The sequence below is a fragment of the Limosilactobacillus coleohominis genome (genome assembly GCF_016901675.1).
GTDB lineage: Bacteria > Bacillota > Bacilli > Lactobacillales > Lactobacillaceae > Limosilactobacillus > Limosilactobacillus intestinavium.
Genome location: NZ_JACJKU010000001.1, coordinates 26,245 through 51,162, shown reverse-complemented (window position 1 = coordinate 51,162; position 24,918 = coordinate 26,245). Strand labels below are relative to the sequence as shown.

General features: G+C 39.1%; 24 protein-coding genes and 1 riboswitch. Of the genes, 1 reads left to right on the top strand and 23 read right to left on the bottom strand.

Going from position 1 to position 24,918, the window contains the following annotated elements:
- Positions 1-47: 47 nt before the first annotated feature.
- From H5975_RS00245 to dnaE, 17 genes are all read right to left on the bottom strand, one after another.
- The gene (locus H5975_RS00245; protein WP_204784398.1) at positions 48-1,310 is read right to left on the bottom strand and encodes a tetratricopeptide repeat protein; all 1,263 of its coding nucleotides are present in this window, start codon (positions 1,308-1,310) and stop codon (positions 48-50) included.
- 90 nt (positions 1,311-1,400) lie between these two features.
- A complete protein-coding gene (locus H5975_RS00240) occupies positions 1,401-1,676 on the bottom strand; it encodes an HU family DNA-binding protein (protein ID WP_006915942.1) in 276 nt (91 codons plus the stop codon).
- 211 nt (positions 1,677-1,887) lie between these two features.
- Positions 1,888-3,198 carry a ribosome biogenesis GTPase Der gene (der, locus tag H5975_RS00235; protein WP_204784397.1) on the bottom strand — a complete coding sequence of 437 codons (1,311 nt, stop codon included), beginning with the start codon at positions 3,196-3,198 and terminating at the stop codon, positions 1,888-1,890.
- Between the two features lie 91 nt (positions 3,199-3,289).
- Entirely contained in the window at positions 3,290-4,525 is a 1,236-nt protein-coding gene (rpsA, locus tag H5975_RS00230; RefSeq protein ID WP_204784396.1) for a 30S ribosomal protein S1, read from the bottom strand.
- Positions 4,526-4,602: 77 nt separating this feature from the next.
- A complete protein-coding gene (cmk, locus tag H5975_RS00225; protein ID WP_204784395.1) occupies positions 4,603-5,283 on the bottom strand; it encodes a (d)CMP kinase in 681 nt (226 codons plus the stop codon).
- A 17-nt stretch (positions 5,284-5,300) separates the two neighbouring features.
- On the bottom strand, positions 5,301-5,882 hold the full coding sequence (locus H5975_RS00220) for an SAG1386/EF1546 family surface-associated protein (RefSeq protein ID WP_204784394.1): 582 nt from the start codon (positions 5,880-5,882) through the stop codon (positions 5,301-5,303).
- 58 nt (positions 5,883-5,940) lie between these two features.
- A complete protein-coding gene (locus tag H5975_RS00215; protein ID WP_204784393.1) occupies positions 5,941-7,392 on the bottom strand; it encodes a RecQ family ATP-dependent DNA helicase in 1,452 nt (483 codons plus the stop codon).
- Positions 7,385-8,413: a helix-turn-helix domain-containing protein gene (locus H5975_RS00210; protein WP_204784392.1), complete on the bottom strand. Its 1,029-nt coding sequence runs from the start codon at positions 8,411-8,413 to the stop codon at positions 7,385-7,387. Before H5975_RS00210 ends, H5975_RS00215 begins: the two co-directional genes overlap by 8 nt.
- 82 nt (positions 8,414-8,495) lie before the next feature.
- Complete coding sequence (locus tag H5975_RS00205) at positions 8,496-9,074, bottom strand: ECF transporter S component (protein WP_178662365.1); 579 nt, start codon at positions 9,072-9,074, stop codon at positions 8,496-8,498.
- A 99-nt stretch (positions 9,075-9,173) separates the two neighbouring features.
- Positions 9,174-9,292, bottom strand: a riboswitch (FMN riboswitch).
- A gap of 54 nt (positions 9,293-9,346) precedes the next feature.
- Positions 9,347-10,069, bottom strand: a complete 723-nt coding sequence (locus H5975_RS00200) for a pseudouridine synthase (protein WP_178662364.1) — start codon at positions 10,067-10,069, stop codon at positions 9,347-9,349.
- 32 nt (positions 10,070-10,101) lie between these two features.
- Positions 10,102-10,665: an SMC-Scp complex subunit ScpB gene (scpB, locus tag H5975_RS00195; RefSeq protein WP_204784391.1), complete on the bottom strand. Its 564-nt coding sequence runs from the start codon at positions 10,663-10,665 to the stop codon at positions 10,102-10,104.
- Positions 10,643-11,434: a segregation and condensation protein A gene (locus H5975_RS00190; protein WP_204784390.1), complete on the bottom strand. Its 792-nt coding sequence runs from the start codon at positions 11,432-11,434 to the stop codon at positions 10,643-10,645. Before H5975_RS00190 ends, scpB begins: the two co-directional genes overlap by 23 nt.
- Before the next feature lie 14 nt (positions 11,435-11,448).
- Entirely contained in the window at positions 11,449-11,814 is a 366-nt protein-coding gene (locus tag H5975_RS00185; protein WP_178662361.1) for a reductase, read from the bottom strand.
- Positions 11,815-11,826: 12 nt separating this feature from the next.
- Positions 11,827-12,732, bottom strand: a complete 906-nt coding sequence (gene xerD, locus H5975_RS00180; RefSeq protein WP_239473096.1) for a site-specific tyrosine recombinase XerD — start codon at positions 12,730-12,732, stop codon at positions 11,827-11,829.
- Complete coding sequence (locus tag H5975_RS00175) at positions 12,725-13,612, bottom strand: CvfB family protein (RefSeq protein ID WP_204784389.1); 888 nt, start codon at positions 13,610-13,612, stop codon at positions 12,725-12,727. Before H5975_RS00175 ends, xerD begins: the two co-directional genes overlap by 8 nt.
- A gap of 121 nt (positions 13,613-13,733) precedes the next feature.
- Positions 13,734-15,155 (bottom strand): pyruvate kinase, encoded by a 1,422-nt coding sequence (pyk, locus tag H5975_RS00170; RefSeq protein WP_178660780.1) that lies wholly within the window; start codon positions 15,153-15,155, stop codon positions 13,734-13,736.
- Positions 15,156-15,317: 162 nt separating this feature from the next.
- On the bottom strand, positions 15,318-18,647 hold the full coding sequence (gene dnaE, locus H5975_RS00165) for a DNA polymerase III subunit alpha (RefSeq protein ID WP_204784388.1): 3,330 nt from the start codon (positions 18,645-18,647) through the stop codon (positions 15,318-15,320).
- A gap of 133 nt (positions 18,648-18,780) precedes the next feature.
- Here dnaE and H5975_RS00160 point away from each other — a divergent pair, with 133 nt between their 5' ends.
- Positions 18,781-18,984: a YjzD family protein gene (locus H5975_RS00160; protein WP_304134593.1), complete on the top strand. Its 204-nt coding sequence runs from the start codon at positions 18,781-18,783 to the stop codon at positions 18,982-18,984.
- 93 nt (positions 18,985-19,077) lie between these two features.
- On the opposite strand, the gene pepT is transcribed toward H5975_RS00160, so the two are convergent.
- The 6 genes from pepT to dapA all read right to left on the bottom strand — a co-directional run bounded on the left by pepT (position 19,078) and on the right by dapA (position 24,916).
- Complete coding sequence (gene pepT, locus H5975_RS00155) at positions 19,078-20,325, bottom strand: peptidase T (protein ID WP_204784387.1); 1,248 nt, start codon at positions 20,323-20,325, stop codon at positions 19,078-19,080.
- Positions 20,326-20,407: 82 nt separating this feature from the next.
- Complete coding sequence (locus H5975_RS00150; RefSeq protein WP_204784386.1) at positions 20,408-21,229, bottom strand: Nif3-like dinuclear metal center hexameric protein; 822 nt, start codon at positions 21,227-21,229, stop codon at positions 20,408-20,410.
- The gene (locus tag H5975_RS00145; protein ID WP_204784385.1) at positions 21,204-21,923 is read right to left on the bottom strand and encodes a tRNA (adenine(22)-N(1))-methyltransferase; all 720 of its coding nucleotides are present in this window, start codon (positions 21,921-21,923) and stop codon (positions 21,204-21,206) included. Before H5975_RS00145 ends, H5975_RS00150 begins: the two co-directional genes overlap by 26 nt.
- Before the next feature lie 90 nt (positions 21,924-22,013).
- Positions 22,014-23,195: an aminotransferase class I/II-fold pyridoxal phosphate-dependent enzyme gene (locus tag H5975_RS00140; protein WP_204784384.1), complete on the bottom strand. Its 1,182-nt coding sequence runs from the start codon at positions 23,193-23,195 to the stop codon at positions 22,014-22,016.
- A 19-nt stretch (positions 23,196-23,214) separates the two neighbouring features.
- Positions 23,215-23,994: a 4-hydroxy-tetrahydrodipicolinate reductase gene (dapB, locus tag H5975_RS00135; protein WP_204784383.1), complete on the bottom strand. Its 780-nt coding sequence runs from the start codon at positions 23,992-23,994 to the stop codon at positions 23,215-23,217.
- Position 23,995: 1 nt separating this feature from the next.
- Positions 23,996-24,916, bottom strand: a complete 921-nt coding sequence (dapA, locus tag H5975_RS00130; protein ID WP_239473095.1) for a 4-hydroxy-tetrahydrodipicolinate synthase — start codon at positions 24,914-24,916, stop codon at positions 23,996-23,998.
- Positions 24,917-24,918 lie beyond the last annotated feature (2 nt).

The following is a 24,918-nucleotide window of genomic DNA, read 5'->3' as shown; positions in this document are numbered from 1 at the left end:
CAATGTTTGAACGAATGAAGCCCATTTTATATAATCAATTAATTTAATCAATAGTTCTGATATGAATCCAATAAGTCAATCATTTCAGTATCAGTCGGTACTAATTCAACATAATGCTCTAATTCATCAACCAATTGATCGTGTTGACCTGTTTCTTGATAATAATCAATCAACTGACGCAGGAATTCAGGGTTATCTTGATATGTTGGCAAAGCAGTTTCAAAAGCCTTACCTGCTTTATCAAATTGCTCCAACTTCATATACGATTGGGCCAAATTCCATTCTAGTTGTGGATCCACTTCATGCTCTTTAATAAATGGTGATAATAAATCAATGTTGTCTTGATAACGTTGTTGTTGCAAAAGGAAGTTACTGTACTGTAAGGCAATCGTCATATTTTCCGGATCAAGCTCATGAGCAGCCTTTAAGTACTTATCCATTAATTTATAATCACCTAAGTGACTGGCAATATCAGCAGCCTGAGCAAATAGTTGCTCATTATATTGATCAACACCTAATCCTTCCTGAGCAGTTGTCAAAGCTTGCTTAAATTGATTATTTTGTGCATAAGCACTTGCTAAGGCAGGATATGCAGAAGCGTATTGATCATCATAATCGATTAAATCTTTCAGCGTTTCAATTGCATCTGTCAGCTTTCCTAAATGCAGTTGGGTTAAACCAGTTTGAAAACGAATATCACTAGTTTGATATTGAGGATCAACCTGCTCCAAATACCCCAACGCTTGCGTAAACTTGCCGCTTTGTGCGTAAGCCATTCCCAAACGGCCAGCAATATCAACCTTGGCAAACTCAGTGTATCCTTGTTTAATCAAAGCAATATATAGGGGAATAGCTTGATCATATTTAGCGACTAGATAGTAAAACTCACCAAGTGCAAACAACACTGCAGGTTCCGTTGGGGCAATTTCATATGCTTCACGCAATTTTTCTTCTGTTACTTCAAATTGCTCTTCAGTTTGATACAAATCAGCAGCCACTAAAAGTGATTGTAAATAGGCTGGTGAACTTGAAGGAACCTGTGACAAATAAGCCAATGCTTCATCATTGTGGCCACCATCAATCGCAATTTCGGCCAATGAAGTTTTAATTTCATCTTCGTCAGGATACTTATCAAGTAACTTGAGGTATATCCGTTGAGCTTGGTGAAGAAAGCCTAAGCCATACAACTGCTCAGCTAAATTGAAAAGTGTATCGTCTTCATCCTTTCGCAATGCCCAGGCAAATGATTTCTTAGCAGCTTCCATTTGACCAGCTTCTAACTGATCCAACATTTTCTCAGAATAGCTCATTAATAACCTCCCATTCAAATGCACGTTTGAAAATAAAAAGAGGTTGAGTAAAACTCAAACCTCTTATGTTATTGAGTAATTTCTAAAAAATTACTTAACAGCATCCTTTAAAGCCTTACCTGGCTTGAAAGCAGGTACTTTGCTTGCAGGAATTTGGATTTCTTGACCAGTTTGTGGGTTACGACCCTTACGAGCAGCACGTTGACGTACTTCAAAGTTACCAAAACCAATCAATTGAACCTTTTCACCCTTTGCTAAAGATGCTTGGATTGAGCTAAATACTGCATCTACAGCAGCAGTAGCGTCTTTCTTGGTTAAGCCAGTTGCGCTAGCAACATTGCTTACTAATTCAGCCTTGTTTGCCATGTCATTTTCACCTCCCACTTTGATGCAATTAAACATTACATCAAGCGTTGTTAATTTTGAGTGGTCCAAAATTAACGAAATAATAACGCAACAACGTATCATTTCAGATTTAAGATTAGCATAGTGAAACCCCGTTGGCAAGGCGTTTTGCTTATAAAATCCCGTCATTTTGCGATTATTTAACAACTTCGGTGATTTTTTGCGCTTTAAACTACTTGCGGCGTCGTTTTATTAAGTGAATTGGCGTTCCAGTAAAATCAAAGGCTTGCCGAATCTGATTTTCTAAATATCGCTCGTATGAGAAATGCATCAGATCAGGATCATTTACAAAAATCACAAAAGTTGGCGGTTCAACGGCCACCTGTGTTCCATAGTAAACACGAAGTCGTTTTCCGTTGGTACTTGGCGTTGGATTAGCAGCAATTGCATCCATTAAAACATCATTTAAAGTAGATGACTTGATACGACGGCGCGCATGATCATAAACTTCTTCAATTAACTTTGGAATCTTAATTAGACGTTGCTTTGTAATGGCAGAAACAAAGATAATTGGGGCATAACTTAAGTATTGAAATTCATTACGAATTAAATTAGTAAAATCTGTCATCGTACGATGGTCGCGATTCTTAATTAAATCCCATTTATTAACGACAATGATCACAGCTTTGCCAGCTTCATGAGCATATCCGGCAATATGCTTGTCCAGCTCCCGAATACCCTCGTCAGCATTCAATACTACTAAGACTACATCACTATCGTCAATGGCTTTCATTGATCGCATTAAGGCATATCTTTCAGTATTTTCGTAAAGCTTCCCCTTCTTCTTAATCCCTGCAGTATCAACCATTGTAAACTCACGATGATCAGCAACAAATTTAGTATTAATAGCATCTCTGGTAGTCCCTGCAATATTAGAAACAATTACTCGTTGTTGACCTAAAATTGCATTTACTAACGAAGATTTACCAACATTTGGTCGACCAATCAAACTAAACCGAATACTGTCGTCAGTACCATTCTCAGCTGTTTCAGGGAAATTCTTAATCACTGCATCCAGTAGATCACCAAGTCCAACACCATGGACACTTGAAACGGGATATGGTTCACCTAAGCCAAGTGAATAAAAGTCATAAATATCAGTACGCCGCTCTGGATTATCAACTTTATTTACTGCCAGAACAACTGGCTTATTTGAACGATAAAGTAGTTGAGCAACTTTTTCGTCAGCATCAGTGATGCCATTTTGTACATCAACCACTAAGATAATTACGTCAGCTTCATCAATGGCAATTTCAGCCTGTTCTCGAATTTGTGTAGAAAGCGGCTGGTCAGACATTTCAATCCCACCGGTATCAATTAAGTTAAAATTCTTCCCTAACCATTCTGCATGAGTGTATATCCGGTCACGAGTGACGCCAGGTGTATCTTCAACAATTGAAATTCGTTCTCCAGCAATTCGGTTAAATAAAGTCGATTTACCAACGTTCGGTCGACCAACAATTGCAACAATTGTGTTTGCCATAATATCCCTCCTTTAATTGTAATTGATAATAAACAAAAATAAGGCTGTGAAGAACCTAATCTCCTCAGCCTCATTCAAAATATTTGAAAGCTTACTTACCAGCGTTCTTCAGTTCATCACCGATCAAATCACCCAGAGTAAAGCCATTTTCTTCTTCTGGTGCATCAGCAGCAAAGTTGTTGCGACGAGGACGACGGTTACCACGGTTGTTGTTACGCTTGTGGTTATCATCGTCACTGTCAGCAGGCTTTTCTTCTAACGCTTTGATAGAAAGACCTAAACGTTGATGTTCTGGATCAACATTAATAACCTTAACCTTAACTTCTTGGCCAGGCTTAAGCACATCAGCAGGAGTTGCAATGTGCTTGTGTGAAATTTGTGAAATGTGAACTAACCCTTCAACACCAGGGAATACCTCAACAAAAGCACCAAAGCTAGTTAAACGCTTAACAGTACCAGTTAAGACAGTATCAACAGCGGCCTTTTCTTCAATGTCATCCCATGGTCCAGGTAATGTTTGCTTAATTGAAAGTGAAATCCGTTCACGTTCAGGGTCAACGCTTAATACCTTAACCTTAACATCTTGACCAACCTTCAATACGTCTGAAGGCTTGTCAACGTGGTCATAAGAAATTTCAGAAACGTGAACTAAGCCATCAACACCACCGAGGTCAATGAAGGCACCAAAGTTAGTCATACGAGCAACCTTACCGTCAACGACATCACCAGCAGCCAATTCAGAGAAGATCTTCTTGGCAGCTTCTTCGTGTTCCTTCTTAACAATTTCCTTGTGAGAAAGGATCAAACGATTTTCACTAGGTTCAATTTCAATAATCTTAAATTCAAGTTCTTGACCCTTGAATTGGTTCAAGTCTTCTACATAATGATCAGTAATCATTGATGCTGGAACGAATCCACGTACACCAGCATCTACTACTAAACCACCCTTAACAGATTGGGTTACCTTAGCAGTAATGGTTTCGCCGGCATCGAACTTCTTTTGAATGTCGTCCCATACCTTCATGGCTTCCAAACGCCGATGTGAAAGTAAGTAACTGCCGTTTTCCTTGTCGGAACCAATCTTAGAAATTACAACTAAATCTAAGACATCGCCAACCTTAACAACATCATTGATGTCGTCAACTGGTTTAGTAGTAAGTTGGTTTGCTGGAACCACACCTTCTACCCCAGCGTCTTCGATCCCAACGATTGCTTGGCGATCGTCATCAATTTGCAGTACCTTACCCTTAACAACATCCCCAACTTTAACTTGCTTGATGCTGTCAAGCGCTTCTAACATAGCGTTATTGTTTTCATTTTCAGCCATCTAAAAAAATCCTCCTTGCAACAATCAACTCTGGCTACTATTTTACTAGATTTAATCGCAATTTACCAGTGTTAACTTTAATTGTTATCCTTTTTTTCAATAATTTTTGAAATCTCATCAACGACTTCATTGATTGTTAAATGAGTACTATCGATTTCGATTGCATCACTTGCCTTTGTTAATGGTGAAACCTTACGAGTCGAGTCCTTTTGATCACGTAATTCAATGGCTTTTTGCAATTCCTCTAAAGTACTAGTAGCAATTCCCTTGGCCTTGTTTTCCTCAAATCTGCGTCTTGCCCGTTCATAAGCACTTGCTACCAAGAAAATTTTAACAGGTGCATTTGGTAAAACGGTTGTTCCAATATCTCTACCATCCATGACGATCCCGCCTTGGCCGGCAATCTTACGTTGTTCCTGCACCATTTCTGACCTTACTTCAGGAATGGCAGCCACTGCAGAGACATTTTCGGCTACTTCATTAGAGCGAATCTCTTTCGTTACTTCATGATTATCAACAAACACCCGTTGCTCAGGATCTCCCGGTTGAAAACTGATATTGATTTTTTGTGCCAGTTCAACAATCGCTTCCTTGTCGTCCATTGATAAGTTTGCTTGTAAAGCAGCCCAGGTTACTGATCGATACATTGCTCCAGTATCGCAATAAACATAACCAAACTTTTTTGCCACTTTCTTTGCTACAGTACTCTTTCCTGCCGAAGCTGGTCCATCAATTGCTACTTGCAATCCTTTTGCCATTCTTAATAACCTCTCCTTTACTTAACTCGCAGTCGTTGTCCAGGGTGCAATGCTGTATTAGGTGATATATTATTCATACGCGCTAACTGATCTACTGTTAAACCGTTATTAGCAGCAATCCGGTATATTCCCTGACCAGATTGAACTGTTGCATACCGGTTGCTGGACTCAGTTGAACTGCTACTTGCCCTTGAGCTACTAATTGCTGATGAAGCTGCCATTTCCGTACTACTATTATTAGTAGTTGAATAGTCTTGGCTACTGTCTATAGAACTGGAACTACTCGGATGTCTTTTATGATGGCTTGACTTTTCAGTAGCACTTTTTTTCTTAGTAACTTTGGCGCTTTGCGCAACCCTTTCATGCCGTACCGGGTGGTCAAAAGCCTGTTCATGACGAACCCAGTATATAATCGGCGCCGCAGCCAAAATAATAATTAAAACCACCAAAATAGTGGTAATCCGCGAATTATGGGAATCCTGTTTACGACGCTTAACTCGAGAGAGATTACCTTTTGAATCTACATCTTCGTCGTCTTCAAAAGTCTTATCCCATAGTTTTTCATTTTCTGGGCGCTGGTCTTCACGCTTTTCACTCATGAATTAACCCTCCTTGATTTACATACATAAAATTGTAGCGCATTTATATAGATACTGTCTAGATTGATCCATCATGAAATAAATTATCAATGATTGTTTGCCAATCTGTTGATTTTACTTGCACTTGTTGTTTAACTGCCGGTAAATCAAGATCATCAACTTGCCAGTCTGGTTGATCATAAGAGCAACACATTTGCGGCTTTTGAAAATCATCCTGACCAAAATAAGCGTTTATGACTTCACGATAGCAATGATCACCAGCAATATAATTCAACATTGTTCGAACTCGTTTCTTACTTAACAAGTTTTGTTCATCTAAAATTTGGCAAATTTGCTGAGGCGAATAGTGATGTTGAAGGTAAAAATCAATTAAATCTTGCTCTTCTCCAAAAACATTTAATGGCAATCTTTTTTGCAGAACTGCTTCTAACGATTCTACAGATGGTACAGCTGTCTGCACGAGATTATCTTGGATAAATTCATCACCGGGTGCATAAAGAATTAGTGAGAGCGCTGCTAGTCCATCACGCCCCGCTCTACCAAATTCCTGGACATAACTTTCAATACTACCGGGCATGTGGTAATGGATAACATATCTAATGTCGTTCTTATTAATTCCCATTCCAAAAGCACTAGTTGCACAAATCAAATCTAATTGATTGTGCATAAATTGCTGTTGAACCTGATAACGTTCAATCCTTGATAAACCAGCATGATATATTCCAACCCTTAAGTCTGTCTTTTTAGTAATGAGTTCTGCAACCTGATTAGTAACCTTTTTACTAGAAAAATATGTTACGCCACCCGGTCCCAACTTATTAATCATTTCAATTAAATTTTCCTGTTTAGTATGTTCATCCGGCAATCGATGAACAGCTAGAAAAATATTCTTCCTGTCTACAGGTTGGCGAATTATTTTTACCGCATTTGGATCTAATCCCATTTTGGTGATGATATCTTTAGTTACTGAAGGAGTTGCCGTAGCAGTTAACATCAATAGTCGCTGAGGGGCAATCCTCCTAATAACATCTTTAATCAATAAGTACTCTGGTCGAAAATTTGGTCCCCATTGTGATATACAGTGGGCTTCATCAACTACCAGCATGCTAATATCCAAATTCGCTAATTTCTGCTGAACTGCCGGCTTGACCAATGTTTCAGGAGAAGTAAACAAGAAGCGATATTGTTGCATCGTCTTTAAAATCTGCGTTTGTTCACGGAAATCTAAATTGGAATTTAGCATCGCTACCTTGAACTGATTTTGCTGGCGAATCCGATCAACCTGATCCTGCATTAAAGAAATTAACGGTGAGATCACCACAATTAATCCATTCGTAAGGTGAGCAGGCAGCTGATACAACAAACTTTTCCCGGAACCTGTTGGCAAAATTGATAATGTTGGATGGCCACTTAGTACGCTCATTAAAGTTTCTTCTTGACCTGGACGGAAAGTTTTAAAATTATACTTGTCATGTAAAATATTATGTAAAGTTAAGCTGATATTATTCATGTTGGTGATGTAACTCCCAAATCTGGACTAATCTAAAGTAAAAGAAATCATCCGCTGGTTGATTAGTACTACGTGTAAATTGCCATTCACTAACAGGCCCACGATGGTGTGATTGAACTGCTTTAATTTTATTTGCAGTTAGCAATCGTTGCCAGTCGATCGATTGCGGAATAATAATGGCAGCTTCCAAAAGATGTTCACGAACCGTACTAATCTTGAGATGACGAACATGAGAAATTTTAGGAATTGGAACTCCCCTTTGAAATTCGCGAACTGTTCGCCAAGCACTATTACTGATCGGTGTTGAATTAAGTAACGAATTCATTAATTGCCCCAGATTGGACTGTGGGTGTCCAGCTAAGTAACTAGCAATTCCCAACCAAATATCACGTAGCATGATCATTACTTCTTCGCTAGTAACTTCCAGTTCATTAGCTGCTTGGGTATCTGTCCATCCGCTCATCTCATGACCTAATAAAGTATGGGCGAATAATACTGCTAATTGGTTATCAGTGCTACTCAGATATTCACCAATTGACAATAATTCTTTGTGAACTGTACTGATTAAGCCAGGACGGGTTAACCAATTTCGTACAACACTCATTTCTGTTATTGAAATTCCTAATGGAACATAATTACGATTATAAAATGACAGTTCAGATATTGCCTGTATTGCTAGCAGAAACCTTTCCGAATATTTTTTTGTGTTGACCAGCCATGTCCACCGGTCAAACCGTGGCTGATAATAATTTTTTAAAATTCGTTGTTTATGATGGACACCACTTTTTGTTAACCAGGCACAGTCATCCTGCACCATCAATAAGCCCTGTTCCTGTTGATGATGCATCCATGCGTCAAATTCATTCCGTGTCATGTGATCTGCACTGCCGAGCCAATTTAATATCTGATAATTCAATGCCCAAAATAAGGTGGCCTGCGTTCTTTTATTACGAATTGTATTTTCAATAACTCGATACCGGCGAGGGTGCTCCGTAAATAACATGAATAAGTAGTTATTCATCGTTTTCTCCATTCCTAGAATAAGTTCTAAGTTATATTATCTAATAAAAAAAGTCGAGCTTACACCCAACTTCTTAATTTAATTATTTTTCTTGATGTTTTTGCACCCACCATTTTAAATGCAGCATAATAATCCCAAATAGAAGACTAACGAGGATCCCCTTAATCAAGTTAAAAGGAGCAACTCCTACCAACATTAATTCATTAATCGGTAATGTTGGATGCCAATTAAACATGCGCATATATGCAGGTGTGAGCACGTAATAATTAAAGGCGGTCATCACAATTGTCATTATTAACGTTGCTGAAATCCCGCCTACTAACAACTGCTTTTTTTGCGACCACTTTGTATGACGAATGCACCAGTCAAACGGAAGCAATAAAGCTACGGACGTACATAAATTAGCAAATAATCCTAACAGCTCAACTGGCGAAAAGCCACGTACTAATCCGTGTAAAAGACACTTGATAATTGCAATCAGTATCCCCGTCCACGGACCATATATTGCTGTTCCTAGTAAAACCGGAATGTCAGAAAAGTCCAGTTTTAAGTATGATGCCACAGGAATTAATGGAAACTCAATAAACATCAAAAGAAATGCCAACGCAGCTAAACAAGCAGTCATTGTAAACCGCCGTGTTCTATTGTAAGTACTGTACATAAATCAAACCTCCATTGATTGAGGTCATCTTCTTAAATTATAGGTATAAAAAAGAGGGCACACCATTTGCCCTCAAAATTACCTTCCAATATTGGAAAGCATAATCTTCTATCTACCAGACTATACTGTCGGCATCTGGAATTTCGCCAGATTCCACCGCTAAGCGGGTTGCGGGCTTTACCGCCGGTCGGGAATTACACCCTGCCTTGAAGACAAACCATCATTTTATTGTACAAGAATATTATACTGGTTTTACGAACAATAGTACAGAATTAAACCAGTTTTTTTAGTTTTTTGACTTCGTTTGGGCGCAATTCTCTCCATTGACCACCACTTGGCAAGCCCGCCAGGTTTAGTGAGTCATACGTTTCACGATGCAACTTCATAACCGGATGATTAACAGCCTTCAACATCCGCTTAACTTGATGATAGCGTCCTTCATGAATGGTTAAACGAACCCTGCTGGATTGATGATTATCGGCTACTTCTAACAGTTTAACCCGCGCTTCCTTAGTCTTCCGTCCATCTACCATAACTCCCAGTCGTAACTGTTTCATCTCAGCATTGGTAATGACGCCTTTAACCTTTGCAACATAAGTTTTTTGAACCTCAAACTTAGGATGCATCAGCTTATTTGCCAAGTCACCATCATTTGTTAACAGTAAGATCCCGGTTGTATCATAATCAAGCCGACCAACTGGATATATTCGCTCTTCTATTCCGTCTTCTTTCAAAATATCTACCACAGTCCGTCGACCCTTTTCGTCATGGGCTGATGAAATAACCCCACGCGGTTTATTCAGCAAATAATATTTCAATGGTTCATGTTTAATAGGAACACCATCAACCGTCACCTGATCCGCTTTGGTGACCTTTACTCCCTGTTGAGTAACAATTTTCCCATTAACAGCTACATGTCCGGCCGCAATTAATTTTTCTGAGGCCCGTCGTGAAGCAACTCCTGCCTCTGCCATTACTTTTTGAAGACGTTCCATTCTTATTATTTTCCTTTCTGATTCAGTTTATCCTAACGCGATTGTAATGCTCTCAAGAAAATATCACTATCCATATCTTCTAGCGACATTTGTTTTGTTAAAGGTGGTAAATCTTTCAATGTTTGCAAACCAAAATAATCTAAAAAAGCATTGGTTGTAACATACCTAAATGGTCGTCCCGGAACGTTCAATCGGCCATGGGTTTCAATCAATCCTCTGGCAATTAGTTTTTGAATTGATCCCGAACTTTGTACCCCACGTAGTGCGTCAATTTCAATTCGAGTGATTGGCTGACGATAGGCAATGATAGCTAACACTTCTAATAAGGCCTGGGTTAACGGTGTTGTTAGAGGCTTTTTAAAATAAGCTTTCATTACGTCAGATAATGATGATTTGGTTGCTAATCGATACGTTTCATCGCTCTGGAGCAGTGTTAAAGCACAATCATCATTTTCGGCATATTGTTGTCCTAATTTATTTAATAAGCCCAACACGGCCGGTTTCATAAAGCCAGTAATATTGCTAAGATCAGTGACCGTAATTCCCTCATCGCCACTGATAAATAACAGTCCTTCAATTTTTGCCAAATTGCTCATTACGATACTCCTTCATCTTGGGACCAGGGATCACAATTAATGGTCCAAACATTTGTGATTGGTTAATCTGCACAATTTCATGACGAGTTAATTCTAAAACCGCCATGAAAGTGGTAACTAAGTTGTCACGAGTAACATCGTCCTGAAACAAATCCACAAATCGCGTTGGCCTAGTTACTTGCTCTACCACTGATTTAATTCGTTGTGCCACCGTTACTCTTTCAGGACGAACATTCTCAATTTCCGGTTCTTTAAAACGGTGCCGCTCCACAATTTTAGCAAATGCATTTTGCAATTCGTCAATCGTTACTCCAGGAGCCACCTGCAAATGAACCAGCCCTTCAGGAACCGCCATTGCTTCTCGCGTATATTCTGTTTGCCGATTCTCTTCCTTATCTTTTAAATCTTCCGCTGCCTGCTTATAACGTTGATATTCTAACAATTGTTCAACCAACTCACTGCGGGGATCATCTTCTTCTGATTGTTCATTTTCTTCATCGGTTGGTGGAGTCGGTAAAAGCATCTGACTTTTAATAGCCATTAAAGTAGCAGCCATTACAAAATATTCACCAGCTATTTCTAGCTGATGCTTTTTATTTTCCGCCAAATAATTCATGTATTGGTCCGTAATTTCCGCAATTTTAATATCATAGATATCCATTTTAGATTGGCGAATCAGGTGTAACAACAGATCTAGTGGGCCCTCAAATTCATTTAATTTTAGCGTTGGCTGATATGGTAACTTGCTTAATTCTTTTGTGGCCACCATTAATCCCCCTTTAACTAATTATCATATTGGTTGCTATGTCGCCAATTAGTAACTAACGACTGGGTTTTCAAAGTACCAATTACCCGCTTATCTGATTCTTGTTCTGCAATGGCGGATAAAAATAAATACATGTTTCTTCCAGAGCGTTCACTAGGAGTGAATGACATCCGCCGAATTAAAATATAGTCAGCACCAGATTCAATAATGGCCACCCCACCAAATTGATCAATTTTGGTATTTTTCCATAAAACAATTCTTCGTGGTGGTTCAGTTCCCCATTCAATTTCTTCATCTAACCGATCATATTCATCTAAATCAGGGATAAAGGATAACAACCCCATCACAATTTTTTGATAATCTTTCCGATAATTTACTAACATCTAATACTTCCTTTATGCTCGCGGATGAGTATCCTTATAAACAGCTAATAGTCGTTTTTGAGAAACATGGGTATAGATTTGCGTAGTCGTAATATCACTATGACCTAATAGTTCTTGGACAATTCTTAAATCTGCACCATTTCCTAACAAATGGGTAGCAAAACTATGCCTTAACGTATGTGGCGTTACATCTTTATCAATGTTTGCTTGCTGAGCGGTTTTTTTGATTAATTGCCAAATTGCCTGGCGCGTTAATGGTTTGGCCCGCGCATTCAAAAAAACGAACTCACTTGCTGGATGATTGACCAGTTGCGGTTGTCGAACTTCGTTTAAATACTTATTCAACCAGTATTCAGCAACTTCGCCAATCGGAATAATCCGCTCCTTATCACCTTTACCACGCGGTTGAACTAAATGAACGTCTAAATGGAGATCATTTAAACGTAAACCAGTTAACTCACTAACCCGCATACCGGTAGCATACATCACTTCCAAAATTGCCCGATCGCGAATTCCCATTTTTTTACTTGTATCAGGAACCTTCAACATTGCTTGGACTTCTTCTTGAGTCAACACAGTTGGCAGATGACGATGTCCCTTAGGAAGGGTCACCAAAGCTATGGGGTCATCATTAACCCGGTGTTGACGAAGCATATACTGGTAAAACTGCCTTAAGCTGGACACTTGCCGGCCAATAGTTGTTCGACTCTGGCCGAGGTTAGTTAAATGAGCCAACAAATTTAAAACTGCATATCGATCAACTTGTTGCCAGTCTGTTAAATGCTGACTGTTAAAATATTGGCCCGCCTTTTTGAGGTCATTTTGATAACTTTGAATAGTATTATTACTTAAACCACGCTCAACTAACAGGAATTGGCCAAAATCCTTCACATCCTGCAGCATTTGCTCCTTACTCATGAGCTGTAACTTCCTTTAACAAAATAAGTTGACCACCGGCTTGGCTGACAATGCGTTCTCGTAATAAATGACCAATTGCACGTTTAAACTGTCCCTTACTCATACCAAAGACCTCTTTAATCATTGCAGGGGAACTCTTATCAGTATAAGGCAACTGTTTATTAGGAGCATGGAAAAGCATTTGATAGATCTGTTTTGCATCATCATCGATAGCCTCATATGCACGTGGCTTTAGAGATAAGTTCAAGCTTCCATGACTGGATATTCCAATCACCCTGGCATGAACCCGTTGACCAAGTCGCGGTTCCTGATCACGTTCAGAAGGATGGATAAAACCTAACTGGAGTCGATCTGTAATCACAAGAGTACCAGTTATTTTCAAACGATAAACTGTTGCGTTAACATTCAAATTTTTCATTTTTGGGGAAACTTTAGTTGCCATTGTCTCAAAAATCTGTTCATCAGCCAGCTTACCCCAAATTCGATCATGGTCATCTACTTGCAATGCCATCAATAATTGATCACCAGGCTGCGGCCACAAAATTTTTAGCGTTGGCAAGTCATCTAAAGATACCACAATATCTTTATTAGGTAAGCCAATGTCCACAAAGACACCCAAATCTCGGCGGACACTTACAACCTTGCCAAAATCATAATGGTCAATTTGAATGGTTGGAATATGTTGACAGGTCATTTGTAACTGGTGGTTTTCGTTTTCATACACGAATCCCTGAACAGAACCACCAATGTGCAATACTTGTGGAGATTCTTCTTTGGGAAGACGGTAAGTCTGGCCATCCCGATCTGGTTGCACAAAGTAATCGTGATCATTTTCATCAATCATTACTGCGCTCACAATTCGCCCTAAATTCTGATTCATTGACTTTCCCTCACTTTACGACGTCGTAATCATTAACTATTCTATTTTACATAGATTTTATGTAAAGTAAAAGAGAGGCTAGAAAATTTCTAACCTCTCTTAGATAACGGCAAACTATTTATTATTTAACAGTTTGGATCCGCATCATGTTGGTAGTACCCTTGTTACCTACAGGTAAACCAGCAATCACGATAATCTTGTCGCCTTCGTTAGCGAAACCAAGCTTCTTAACTTCATCATTAGCTAACTTGAACATTTCATCAGTGTTACCTGGCTTTTCAACAACGTATGGTTGAACACCCCAGTTAATCATCAGACCCTTTTGAGTCCGTTCATCAAATGTTAAAGCAACAATATCAGCATGAGGACGATACTTGGAAATCATCCGTGCTGTGTAACCAGAAGCAGTAGCAGCAACAATGGTCTTAATGTTAAGATCACGGGCAGCGTTAGCAACAGCTGAACCAATGGTTTCAGTAACGTCGGACTTGTCAAAGTTGAATGTTTCAGTACCAAATTGGTCTAAGTTGTTTTCAGCCTTAACGTCAATCCGAGACATTGTAGCAACTGATTCAACAGGATAGTCACCATTAGCACTTTCACCAGAAAGCATTGTTGCGTCAGTACCATCAAAGACGGCGTTAGCAACGTCTGAAACTTCCGCACGAGTAGGACGTGGGTTTTCTTGCATTGAATCAAGCATTTGAGTTGCAGTGATAACAGGCTTACCTAAAACATTGCAACGACGAATCATCCGCTTTTGTACCAAAGGTACGTTTTCTGCAGGAATTTCAACCCCCATGTCACCACGAGGAACCATTAAACCATCAGCAACTTGAATAATTTCTTCAAAGTTGTCAATTCCTTCTTGTGATTCAATCTTAGGGAAAATTTGGACATCTTCCATATTCTTTTCCTTCAAAAGTTCACGAATGTCTAAAACATCCTGTGCCTTCCGTACGAAGGAAGCAGAAATGTAGTTAATGCCATTATCCAAACCGAACCGAATATCACTAGAGTCCTTTTCAGTAATTCCAGGTAAGTTAATGGAAACACCAGGGGCGTTAACACCCTTCCGGGAACCAAGAATACCGTGGTTCAAAACTTTACATACAAGTTCCTTATTTGCTTCGTCTTTCTTTTCAACGAGCATGTCAATTAAACCATCATCGAAAAGAACATGGCCACCTTCATGAACATCATCATAAAGGCCTTCATAAGTAACGGCAATCTTGTCGTGAGTTCCTTCAATGCTATCATCCATTGAAATCCGTACTTCGTCACCAATGTTGTATTCGATCTTACCATCTTTTTGAACAGTAGTCCGAATTTCAGCACCTTTGGTATCAAGCATAATACCAACTTTTTTACCAGTGATTTCTTCAGCTTTGTGAACGTTGTTTAAACGACCAAGGTGTTCTGGATGATCACCATGTGAAAAATTAAAACGAAAAATATTAGCTCCCGCATTAATTAACTTAACAATTGTATCTACGTCCGTACTTGCTGGACCCAAGGTACTAACAATCTTGGTTTTCTTCATAACAAAATTCTCTCCTTTGCATTACTACCCCAATCAAATCTCACTTAGCAGTTTTGATTGTACAGTGCTATAATAACACGTTTTATTTTTTGTGTCTGTAACTTCAGGCCATTTTTTCACGTGAAAAGCTTCATTTTAGCACCTTTCTTATGAAAGCGGTTACTAATCAATTGCCTGTAATACAACGTTTGCGCTTCCAAAAATCTTGTTCAATAACTCACGAGATTTGCTAGAACTCTGAAGCCACATAGATCTGTCCAACAAGTTGGCCTTATTAGAAGCTTCATCAAATACCACCACCGGAACACTGCCGCTAATTTCACTGCTGTTTTCCTTTAATGCGTGTAATAGTTTTGATTGTGATTGTCCCTTCACTATCCTTACCACCCATCGCTGATTACTTTTGGAATTGGTAGTAATCAATCGTTGAACTGGGATGATTTCATTTGCAATTACTTGAGGACGGTTATTACGAAATTCCACAGTTCCATTGATGAGGACAATCCTTGATGGTTGGACAATATCAACATACCTTTGATATTGGTCAGGGAAAATAGTAACATCAACGCTTCCGGTTTCATCTGAAACACTTGCGAATGCCATTGGCTGGTGTGTCTTTTTGGTATTGATCTGCCGAAGTTGATTAATCATCACCAACATTTTGACATGTTCATTGACTTTAATATCAGATACCCGCTGTGTTCGTATTCTTTCGCGGACCTTCTGATACTGTGCAACTGGGTGGCCAGAAATATAAACGCCAAGATACTCTTTTTCTTTTAACAAGCGGTATGTTAAAGGATATTCTTTTCGACGTTCCATCATCGGCTGCAAATCCGCGCTCTTAAACGCGAATTCATTACCGGCAAATAGTCCCGAGAGACCTTCTATCATTTCCGCACGATTATATCCTAAATGATCAAACGCGCCGCTATAAATTAAAGGATTTATCAAGTTTTCTTTTTGCCATTTGTCTCCCATTCTCTGGACAAAGTCACCCAGATTTTTAAAGGGTCCACGCTGTCGTTCATCCATTATTGCTTGAATGAAGTCTCTACGCATTCCTTTAATCATTGTGAAGCCCATTTGAATATCGCCATTAATCAAAGAAAAACTTTCCTGGCTTTGGTTAATATCTGGCCCCTTAATTTTGAGACCAAATTTTTTGGCATCTGCTAAATGGAGTTGTTCTTTATTAATATTTGGCTCGATCGACAATAAAGCCGTAAAAAATTCAGCAGGATAGTGGCATTTCAAATATGCCATTTCATATGCCATCTTAGAGTAAGCGACCGCATGGGAACGGTTAAATCCATAGTTTGCAAACTGGTCGATATAATCAAAAACCTGCGTCGCAATCTGTTTACTGTAACCATTTTGAACCGCCCCATTAATGAACCGGCCGCGCATACTCTCCATTGTGGCTTGTTTTTTCTTACTCATTGCCCGACGCAACAAGTCGGCTTGACCTAAAGAAAATCCTGCCATCTTAGATGCTACTTGCATAACTTGCTCTTGGTAAACCAAAATTCCATACGTTGGTCCTAAAATTGGTTGCAAACTTTCATCTGGCAATACAATTTTTTCCTGACCATGTTTCCGTGCAATAAAATGGGGAATGTTTTCTAGTGGTCCCGGACGATACAAAGCATTGACCGCAACAATGTCTTCAAACGAATCTGGTTGCAGGTTAATTAACGTTTGGCGAATTCCAGTTGATTCAAACTGAAAAATTCCATCCGTAGCACCTTTTTGAAACAATTGAATTGTTGTCTGATCATTTAGCGGAACAGTAGTGATATCAAAATCCGGATCCTTTTGACGGATTAATTGCATCGCCTTATCCATAATTGACAAGTTACGTAATCCTAGAAAGTCCATCTTTAAAAGTCCGACAGATTCAACAATTTCTTTTGGAAACTGGGTCATTAACAACCCTTCTTCGTCATTACCCTTTTGCAAGGGCACGATCGTCCTTAAAGGAGAAGCTGACAAGACCACTCCGGCAGCGTGTGTCGAATAGTGCCGTGGTAGTCCTTCTAGTTGCTGTGCTGTTTGGATAATTAGTCGATTCATCGGGTTATCGATTATCAAATTCCTTAATGGCTGCGAATCTTTAACAGCTTCTGCCAATGTAATACTACGATGACGGGTTAGAGGTCTTAATATATCGATGATTTGCTCAATTTGATATTGGGGCACTCCAAAAACCCTTCCAACATCCCTTACAACTTGACGGGCAGCAAGTGTTCCAAATGTAATAATCTGTGCAACTCTTGAATGCCCATAACGCTTATGAACATATCCAAGAACCTGTTGACGACGATTATCAGGAATGTCCAGGTCAATATCCGGCATTTGAGCTCGTTCCGGATTTAAAAACCTTTCAAATAAAAGTCCGTATTGAAGCGGGTCCACATCTGTGATCGCTAATGCATAAGCCACTAATGACCCAGCTGCCGAACCACGACCAGGACCGGTCATAATTTTTGAGCGGTGAATAAAGTCCATTACATCCCAAACGATTAAAAAGTAGTCATCAAAGTTCATTTGATGAATTACCGTTAATTCGTGATCCAGTCGTTTTTTGTAATCTTGAATGGTCATATGAGGGGCTAACTGACGTTTTTTCAAACCGTCAATGCATAACTGTCTTAAGTAATCAGCGCTTGAAACGCCACCCGGAACGGAAAAGTGTGGTAACACTGGTTTTTGAAAATTCATCTTAAAGCCGCTTGACTGAACTAACAATTCATTATTCTTAACGGCCTCTTGCAACCCGGCTTCGTTATACAGCTTCGTTAATTCTTCTGCAGTCCTAAGATAATGAGCTCCCTTTTTTGAGGAAACTTCTAAAGGAGTTTGAATTTGATTACCACTACTAATTGAACGTAAGACTTGAGTAGAAAAATATTGGTCCGGGTTTAGGTAATCAACTCTTTCGTCAGCAATAGTTGGCAGACGATATTGCTTTGACAAATCTTGAACTACCTGCCGCATCGTTTCGTCAAGGGTTAGGTTAATTCCCAAAAAAGACTGGACGTCCTGAATACTTAACCATTTTAAAAATTGCGCTGCTTCTTGATCCCCTTGCGCACCCAAAATTGGCGGGGTGGGATTAACAATGATAAAACAATGCTCTATATAATGAGATAAATCTTCCCTCGTTAAATCAACATCAGAGGTCATTCTCATAGTAGATAGTTGCATCAAGTTTTCATATCCCTGAAGATCACTGGCAATAGCAGTCAAACTAATTTTCTGATCATCTATGTCGTTTAACGATATGTTAAATTTTGCGCCAATGATAGGACTAATTTGGGATTCTTGTGCAGCTTTATAAAAATCAACTGCCCCATATAATACGTCATTATCAGTGAGGGCCATTGCGGAATAACCACGTTGGCGAGCTGCCGCTGCTAATTCTTTTGGACGAATAGTGCTTTGTAGCAGGCTGTATGTGCTATTAATATCAAGCGGTACCACTGCCATTTTTATCACCTCACCTTTCTTTTTAAAATTATAACAAACTTTGATTTTAGGTGGATTTCTTTTTTTCATTGTCATCGTAAGTTCCATCAAAATATGGTAGAATACAATTGTGATTATTAAAGGGGTGATACTCGTGAGACGAATTGTTGGAAGTATTATGGCCATTATTTGGGGTGGTATTCTAGGAATGCTTCTCGGTTACATTGGTGGTCAACTAGAAGCGGCACCAATTAGTTTTTTGAATGCTGCAATCATTGGGGCGGTGTTCGCAGTACTTGCTGCCAACATTGTTTATACAATAACTGATAAGGCTAATCCCCGTCGACAAAGCAAATAAAATAATTGGTTAACAATCTATTAAAGCTAACTAAACAAAAGAGGTTCCGTCATTTCTAACGGAGCCTCTTTTGTTTGAATTAGGAATTCTTTTCTAATTATTTTCAACATTCAACTTGTTCATTTCCAAAAGAACATCAATTACACGGTCCATTGTTTGTGCCGAAACATATTCAAAGCGACTGTGCATGTTTTCACCACCAGCAAATAAGTTTGGCGTTGGCAGACCCTTGTATGAAATTGTCGATCCATCTGTACCACCACGAACTGGGTAAATATCTGGCTTAATATCTAGGTCTTCCATTGCTTGCTTAGCAAGTTCAACGACTTCCATATGATCTTTTAAAGCGTCACGCAAGTTGTAATATTGATCATTAATGGTAACCTTAACACGATCCTCACCTAATTGAGCATTAATATCGTCGGCAACGGCTTCCAATGCATGCTTACGTTCGTTAAAAATGTCCTTATCATGATCACGAATCAAGTATTCCATCTGTGCGCTATCAACTTCGCCGCTAAACTTGTATAAGTGGAAGAATCCTTCCCGACCTTCTGTCCGTTCAGCACGATCATGATCTGGCAAACTATTATGAAAATCAATTCCCAATTGTAAGGCATTGATCATTGTGCCCTTGGCTACACCAGTGTGAACATTTTTCCCTTTAATATCAACTACTGCATGTGCTGCGTTGAAAGTTTCATATTCAAGTTCGCCTAAAGGTCCACCATCGACAGTGTATGCAAAATCAGCCCCGAATTCTTCTGGTTCAAAATGTTCAGCACCAATCCCAATTTCTTCGTCAGTGCCTAATCCAATTTGAATGGTGCCGTGCTTAATTTCAGGATGATTAATAAGATATTCGCAGAAAGTAATAATTTCTGCCACTCCAGATTTATCATCAGCCCCTAATAATGTAGAACCATCTGTTGTTACAAGTGTGTCACCTTGATACTTCTTTAATGATGGAAATTCACCTGGACTTAAAACAAATTCCCCATCTTGATCCAATTGAATGTCAGATGAGCCATCATAATCTTCAACAATTTGTGGGTTGACGTTATGAGCATTAAAGTCAGCTGTATCAACGTGCGCAATTAGACCGATGGTAGGAACATCATGATCTACGTTGCTTGGCAAGGTAGCTAGTAAATATGTTCCTGCTTTGTTAAAGCGAACATCAGATAAACCAATTTCCTTTAATTCCTTTTCCAATTCCTTTAAAAAGTCCATTTCCTTAGGATCAGAAGGAATAGTATCACTGTTTGGATTTGACCGTGTTTCAACTTTTACATACTTCAAAAAACGTGGTAGTAAGTTTTCATATTTCAAACTTGCCATAATTTAACACCTCATTTAATTAATATCAGACCGCTAATTGCTATGTCAGCTTGTCATAATTATATCATATTACAAATGTCGTCTATTTTGTTACAAAGCGAAATGGTTCCGTATTAATGGACGTTTCAATAATATCCACTGACCAATTATTCTTTTGCTTCCATTCCTCTAGTAGTTGATGAAGTCCCTTAACAGCTACACATTCAATGTGGTGACCCGGATCAACTACAACTAAACCATTAGCGAGAATGTCATGAGCAACGTGATAACTAACATCCCCAGTTACATAGGCATCAGCGTGTTTATCAACAGCTGTTTGATAAAACTCTGATCCAGAACCACCTAAAACTGCTACCCGTTTAATCTGACGGGTATCGCCTTTTTTGGCGATCAAACGTAATCCATTGATGTTAAAAACCTTTAAACAATAGTCAGCAAATTCATCAACGTTCATCGCATGTTGCAATTGTCCAATCCGACCCATTCCACGAGGAATTCCCGTTGCAGGATCGATATCTTTTTCCACTAACGGTACCGTATCTTGTAGTTGCAACTGGTCTGCTAACCAATCGTTCATCCCACCATTCACACTGTCTAAATTTGTATGTGCTGCATATACTGTAATTCCATTATTTAGAATCTTGGCATACATTGCATTCTGTGGATTTCTTGTATCTAGATCCTTAGCCGGGTGAAACATAACAGGATGGTGAGCAAAAATAAAGTCAACTTGCCGTTCGATTGCCTCGTCTACCACCTCTGGCCGTACATCTAAAGTCGTCATAATGCGCGTTACTGGTTTATCAGGGTTTCCAATTTGTAAGCCAACATGATCCCACGATTCGGCTAAACTAGGGTCACAAAACTTTTCAAATTGATTAATTATTTCTGTCCCGGTCGTCATCAGGTAACACTTCCTTAATCAAGTTAATTTTCTTTTGCATCGTCATCAAATGATCTTCTGGAATCGTCTTAGCTTGGCGCATTTGAACTACCGTTTTTTCACAACGTTTTAATTCCGCTTGCCATTTTGCATTAAAGATGGCTGAAGTCTGTTCCAACAGCAATGGTCCAAATAGTAATTCCTTTTCTCCATACCGAACTGGGCAGACAGTAGGTTCCGCAACAATAATTTCATAAATGTGATGATCCTCTTCCAAAATTTGTTCATTTTGAATTTGGTATTGATGGCTCATCAACCATTCACGAACCCGATTCTCACCAACGTTTGGTTGCAAGATCAATTTTTTCACTCCAGATAACCGATCTTGACCTTCATCTAAAATTTTCGCAATTAACGATCCACCCATACCAGCAATGGTTACTGTATCAATGCCATCATCCGCAGTAACTGCTGCTAAACCATCGGCTAATCTTGGAATTAATACTTTTTCTAATCCTAACTGTCTGATTTCTTTTTTTTCGTTTTCAAATGGTCCCTTCGCAACTTCTCCAGCAATTGCAAAGTTAATGCGATGGTTAATAATTAACGAAGCTGGCAAATATGCATGGTCCGATCCAATATCAGCTAAGCGGGCGCCTTGCGGGACATATTGTGCCACCGCCGTGAGCCGCTTTGAAAGATGGTGTGCATCCATCTTGCATCATTCCTTTTCAAAAAATTCAATACTTTTATTGTATATAACTTCATCAAAAAAAGCACGGTTTTTAATTCCGTGCTTTCTTTACTAGTCTAATGTATCAAGGTATTGCTTGATTTGATCCATTGCTTTTTGTAACTTTTCATCAGAAGCCGCATATGAAATCCGAATGTAGCCTTCACCACCGGCACCAAAGGCACTTCCTGGAATAACACCAACCTTAGCCTTCTTAGCTAAATCAAGTGCAAAGTTGAAATCATCCTTACCGAATTGAGCAGGAATCTTAGCAAAAACGTAAAAGGCTCCATCTGGCGTAGCAATATCAAAGCCCATCTTTTCCATACGGTCAACTACAAAGTCACGACGCTTTTGATATTCTTTCCGGAAAGCCACTGGATCTTCACGACCATTGTTTAAAGCTTCAACAGCAGCGTCTTGTGCAATGTCGTTAACACAAGTAACCATGAATCCATGCATCTTATAGATTTCACCAATCAGTGGTGCAGAGCCAGCAATATAACCTAGTCGCCATCCAGTCATAGCATGTGACTTCGATAAGCCAGATACTAACAATGTTTGTTCAGGATAAATTGTTGCTAATGAAAAATGTTCTTGATCATATGTTAATTCACTGTACATTTCGTCAGCGACAATCAAAATATTATTATCGTGCAGGATCTTACCTAACCGACGTAATAAGTCTTCTGGATAAGCCCTTCCAGTAGGGTTGCATGGGTAATTTAAGAGGATCATCTTAACATCACCATGCTTGTCAATTTCGCTCTGTAACTTTTCTGGAGTCAATACAAAGCCATCATCAGATGTATCAACTTGAATACATTCAGCACCAGTTAGCGTAATAATTGGGAAGTATAAAGAGAATACTGGAGTAGGTACCAAAACTTTGTCTCCAGGATTTAACAAACTAAAGGTAATCGCCGTTAAAGCCTCTGTTCCCCCATTAGTAATTAGAATTTCGTCTTCTGGATTATAATCAACATTCCGAGTATCAGCTAAGTACTTAGCAACTGCCTTCCGTAATTCTAACTTACCAGCAGCAGGTCCGTAGTGAGAATCATTGTCTCTAATTCCTTGAACGGCGGCTTCCTTAACGTGTTCTGGTACGTTAAAATCTGGTTCACCCAGAGTTAACTTCACTAACCCAGGAATAGATGAAATCTTCATATCAAAATCACGAATTGCTGAAGGACGAATTGCCTTAACATCATTGTTTACGTAGTTTTCCATACCCTTTGCAAGTTCTGGCATAATACATCATTCTCCTTTTCTACAGAATGTTTTCCAAACCAATAACTAATCCATTTAAATCATTGACTTTTTGTAAAGCAACTTTGACCCCGCTCATGAATGAACTCCGATCAAAAGAATCTTGCCGAATAGTCAACGCTTCACCTTTACCACCAAATAATACTTGTTCGTGAGCTACATATCCTGGGAGACGTACAGAATGAATCTTAATTCCTTCATAATCACCACCACGAACATCTTTCAACGTTTCAATTGTGTCAGGAGCGGTTTGATGAGGTTCCCGATTTTCGGCAATTAATTTGGCTGTGCTTAAAGCAGTTCCAGAAGGAGCATCCTTCTTATCCTCATGATGCATTTCAATAATTTCAACATCTGGGAAATATTTGGCAGCTTCCTTAGCAAATTTCATCAACAAAACTGCTGACATACCAAAGTTAGGAGCAATCAAACCACCTAAACCTTTATCTTTAGCTAACTGCTGTAAATCCTTTTCTTGATCATCTGTTAAACCTGTTGTACCAACAACTGGTCTAATTCCATGATTCAAAGCAAATTTAACATCTGGATAGACCGCAACTGGTGCTGTAAAGTCCAACCAAATATCAGCAACATCACCATCAATTTCGTCTAAGGAACCGTACAGTTTAGTATCTGCTGAAACATGGTACTTAGCCTGGTCGCCATCTTTAATTCCTAAGCCAAGACCTGCAGACACTTCAAAGCCATCGAGATCATTAATCATCTTAGTGGCATATTGTCCCATCGCTCCATTAATACCAGCAACTAATACTCTTTGCATCTTAATTTTCCTCCAAATTCAATGGTAACTTGCCATTGAAAGCATCTTTTGGCAGATCTAACGCAACTGCTAATTGTGCTTTTTCATCATCATTTAGGGTCATAATTGGCATTCGACAACCTCCGACATTAAATCCTTGAGCATTTAATAACGCCTTGACTGGTGATGGTGATGGGAACATAAATAATGCTGCCATCTTAGGAGTTAACCACCGTTGCAATTTGGCTGCTGATTGATAATCTCCTTTATACAGAGCATCATACATTGCACGCATTTGTGGTGTGTAGGAATGTGAGGCCACCGAGATAACCCCATTTGCACCCAATACACGTGCCGTTAATGCTTGTGCATCTTCACCAGAAAATACACAGAAGTCATCAGCTTTATGGTCAATAACGTATTCCATTTCCTCAAGTGAAGCACATTGCTTAACCCCTGCGATATTATCATGGTGTGATAATTCACAAATGGTTTCTTGAGACATCTTTGATCCAGTTCGACCAGGAATGTTATAAATAATGATTGGAATATTGACGTTGTCAGCCACAGTAGTGAAGTGAGCCTTCATCCCACGTTGATTTGGCTTGTTATAAGGTGGAACAACAACCAATGCGTAGTCAATGCCATCAATTTTACCAACTTCATTTGTGAAACTAATCGTTTCTTTTGTATTATTACTTCCAGTCCCAGCAATTACTGGTACTCGTCCATTAACAATTTGACCAAACTTAGTATACAATTCAATCTTTTCATCATGGGAAAGCTCCGGTGTTTCACCGGTAGTTCCGCCAATAACAAATCCATTGCTTCCTTGTTCAATGAGATAATTAGTTAATTTCTCTAAAGCATCAAAATCAATCTCATTGTTATCATTGAAAGGTGTAATAATCGCTGTTAATAAATCAGCATCTGCTAACTTCATTA

Excerpts from the sequence above, each read along its gene's own strand:
- H5975_RS00245 (WP_204784398.1), bottom strand. The coding sequence starts at position 1,310 with ATGAGCTATTCTGAGAAAATGTTGGATCAGTTAGAAGCTGGTCAAATG.
- H5975_RS00240 (WP_006915942.1), bottom strand. The coding sequence starts at position 1,676 with ATGGCAAACAAGGCTGAATTAGTAAGCAATGTTGCTAGCGCAACTGGC.
- der (WP_204784397.1), bottom strand. The coding sequence starts at position 3,198 with ATGGCAAACACAATTGTTGCAATTGTTGGTCGACCGAACGTTGGTAAA.
- rpsA (WP_204784396.1), bottom strand. The coding sequence starts at position 4,525 with ATGGCTGAAAATGAAAACAATAACGCTATGTTAGAAGCGCTTGACAGC.
- cmk (WP_204784395.1), bottom strand. The coding sequence starts at position 5,283 with ATGGCAAAAGGATTGCAAGTAGCAATTGATGGACCAGCTTCGGCAGGA.
- H5975_RS00220 (WP_204784394.1), bottom strand. The coding sequence starts at position 5,882 with ATGAGTGAAAAGCGTGAAGACCAGCGCCCAGAAAATGAAAAACTATGG.
- H5975_RS00215 (WP_204784393.1), bottom strand. The coding sequence starts at position 7,392 with ATGAATAATATCAGCTTAACTTTACATAATATTTTACATGACAAGTAT.
- H5975_RS00210 (WP_204784392.1), bottom strand. The coding sequence starts at position 8,413 with ATGAATAACTACTTATTCATGTTATTTACGGAGCACCCTCGCCGGTAT.
- H5975_RS00205 (WP_178662365.1), bottom strand. The coding sequence starts at position 9,074 with ATGTACAGTACTTACAATAGAACACGGCGGTTTACAATGACTGCTTGT.
- H5975_RS00200 (WP_178662364.1), bottom strand. The coding sequence starts at position 10,069 with ATGGAACGTCTTCAAAAAGTAATGGCAGAGGCAGGAGTTGCTTCACGA.
- scpB (WP_204784391.1), bottom strand. The coding sequence starts at position 10,665 with ATGAGCAATTTGGCAAAAATTGAAGGACTGTTATTTATCAGTGGCGAT.
- H5975_RS00190 (WP_204784390.1), bottom strand. The coding sequence starts at position 11,434 with ATGGTGGCCACAAAAGAATTAAGCAAGTTACCATATCAGCCAACGCTA.
- H5975_RS00185 (WP_178662361.1), bottom strand. The coding sequence starts at position 11,814 with ATGTTAGTAAATTATCGGAAAGATTATCAAAAAATTGTGATGGGGTTG.
- xerD (WP_239473096.1), bottom strand. The coding sequence starts at position 12,732 with ATGAGTAAGGAGCAAATGCTGCAGGATGTGAAGGATTTTGGCCAATTC.
- H5975_RS00175 (WP_204784389.1), bottom strand. The coding sequence starts at position 13,612 with ATGAATCAGAATTTAGGGCGAATTGTGAGCGCAGTAATGATTGATGAA.
- pyk (WP_178660780.1), bottom strand. The coding sequence starts at position 15,155 with ATGAAGAAAACCAAGATTGTTAGTACCTTGGGTCCAGCAAGTACGGAC.
- dnaE (WP_204784388.1), bottom strand. The coding sequence starts at position 18,647 with ATGGCAGTGGTACCGCTTGATATTAATAGCACATACAGCCTGCTACAA.
- pepT (WP_204784387.1), bottom strand. The coding sequence starts at position 20,325 with ATGGCAAGTTTGAAATATGAAAACTTACTACCACGTTTTTTGAAGTAT.
- H5975_RS00150 (WP_204784386.1), bottom strand. The coding sequence starts at position 21,229 with ATGACGACCGGGACAGAAATAATTAATCAATTTGAAAAGTTTTGTGAC.
- H5975_RS00145 (WP_204784385.1), bottom strand. The coding sequence starts at position 21,923 with ATGGATGCACACCATCTTTCAAAGCGGCTCACGGCGGTGGCACAATAT.
- H5975_RS00140 (WP_204784384.1), bottom strand. The coding sequence starts at position 23,195 with ATGCCAGAACTTGCAAAGGGTATGGAAAACTACGTAAACAATGATGTT.
- dapB (WP_204784383.1), bottom strand. The coding sequence starts at position 23,994 with ATGCAAAGAGTATTAGTTGCTGGTATTAATGGAGCGATGGGACAATAT.
- dapA (WP_239473095.1), bottom strand. The coding sequence starts at position 24,916 with ATGAAGTTAGCAGATGCTGATTTATTAACAGCGATTATTACACCTTTC.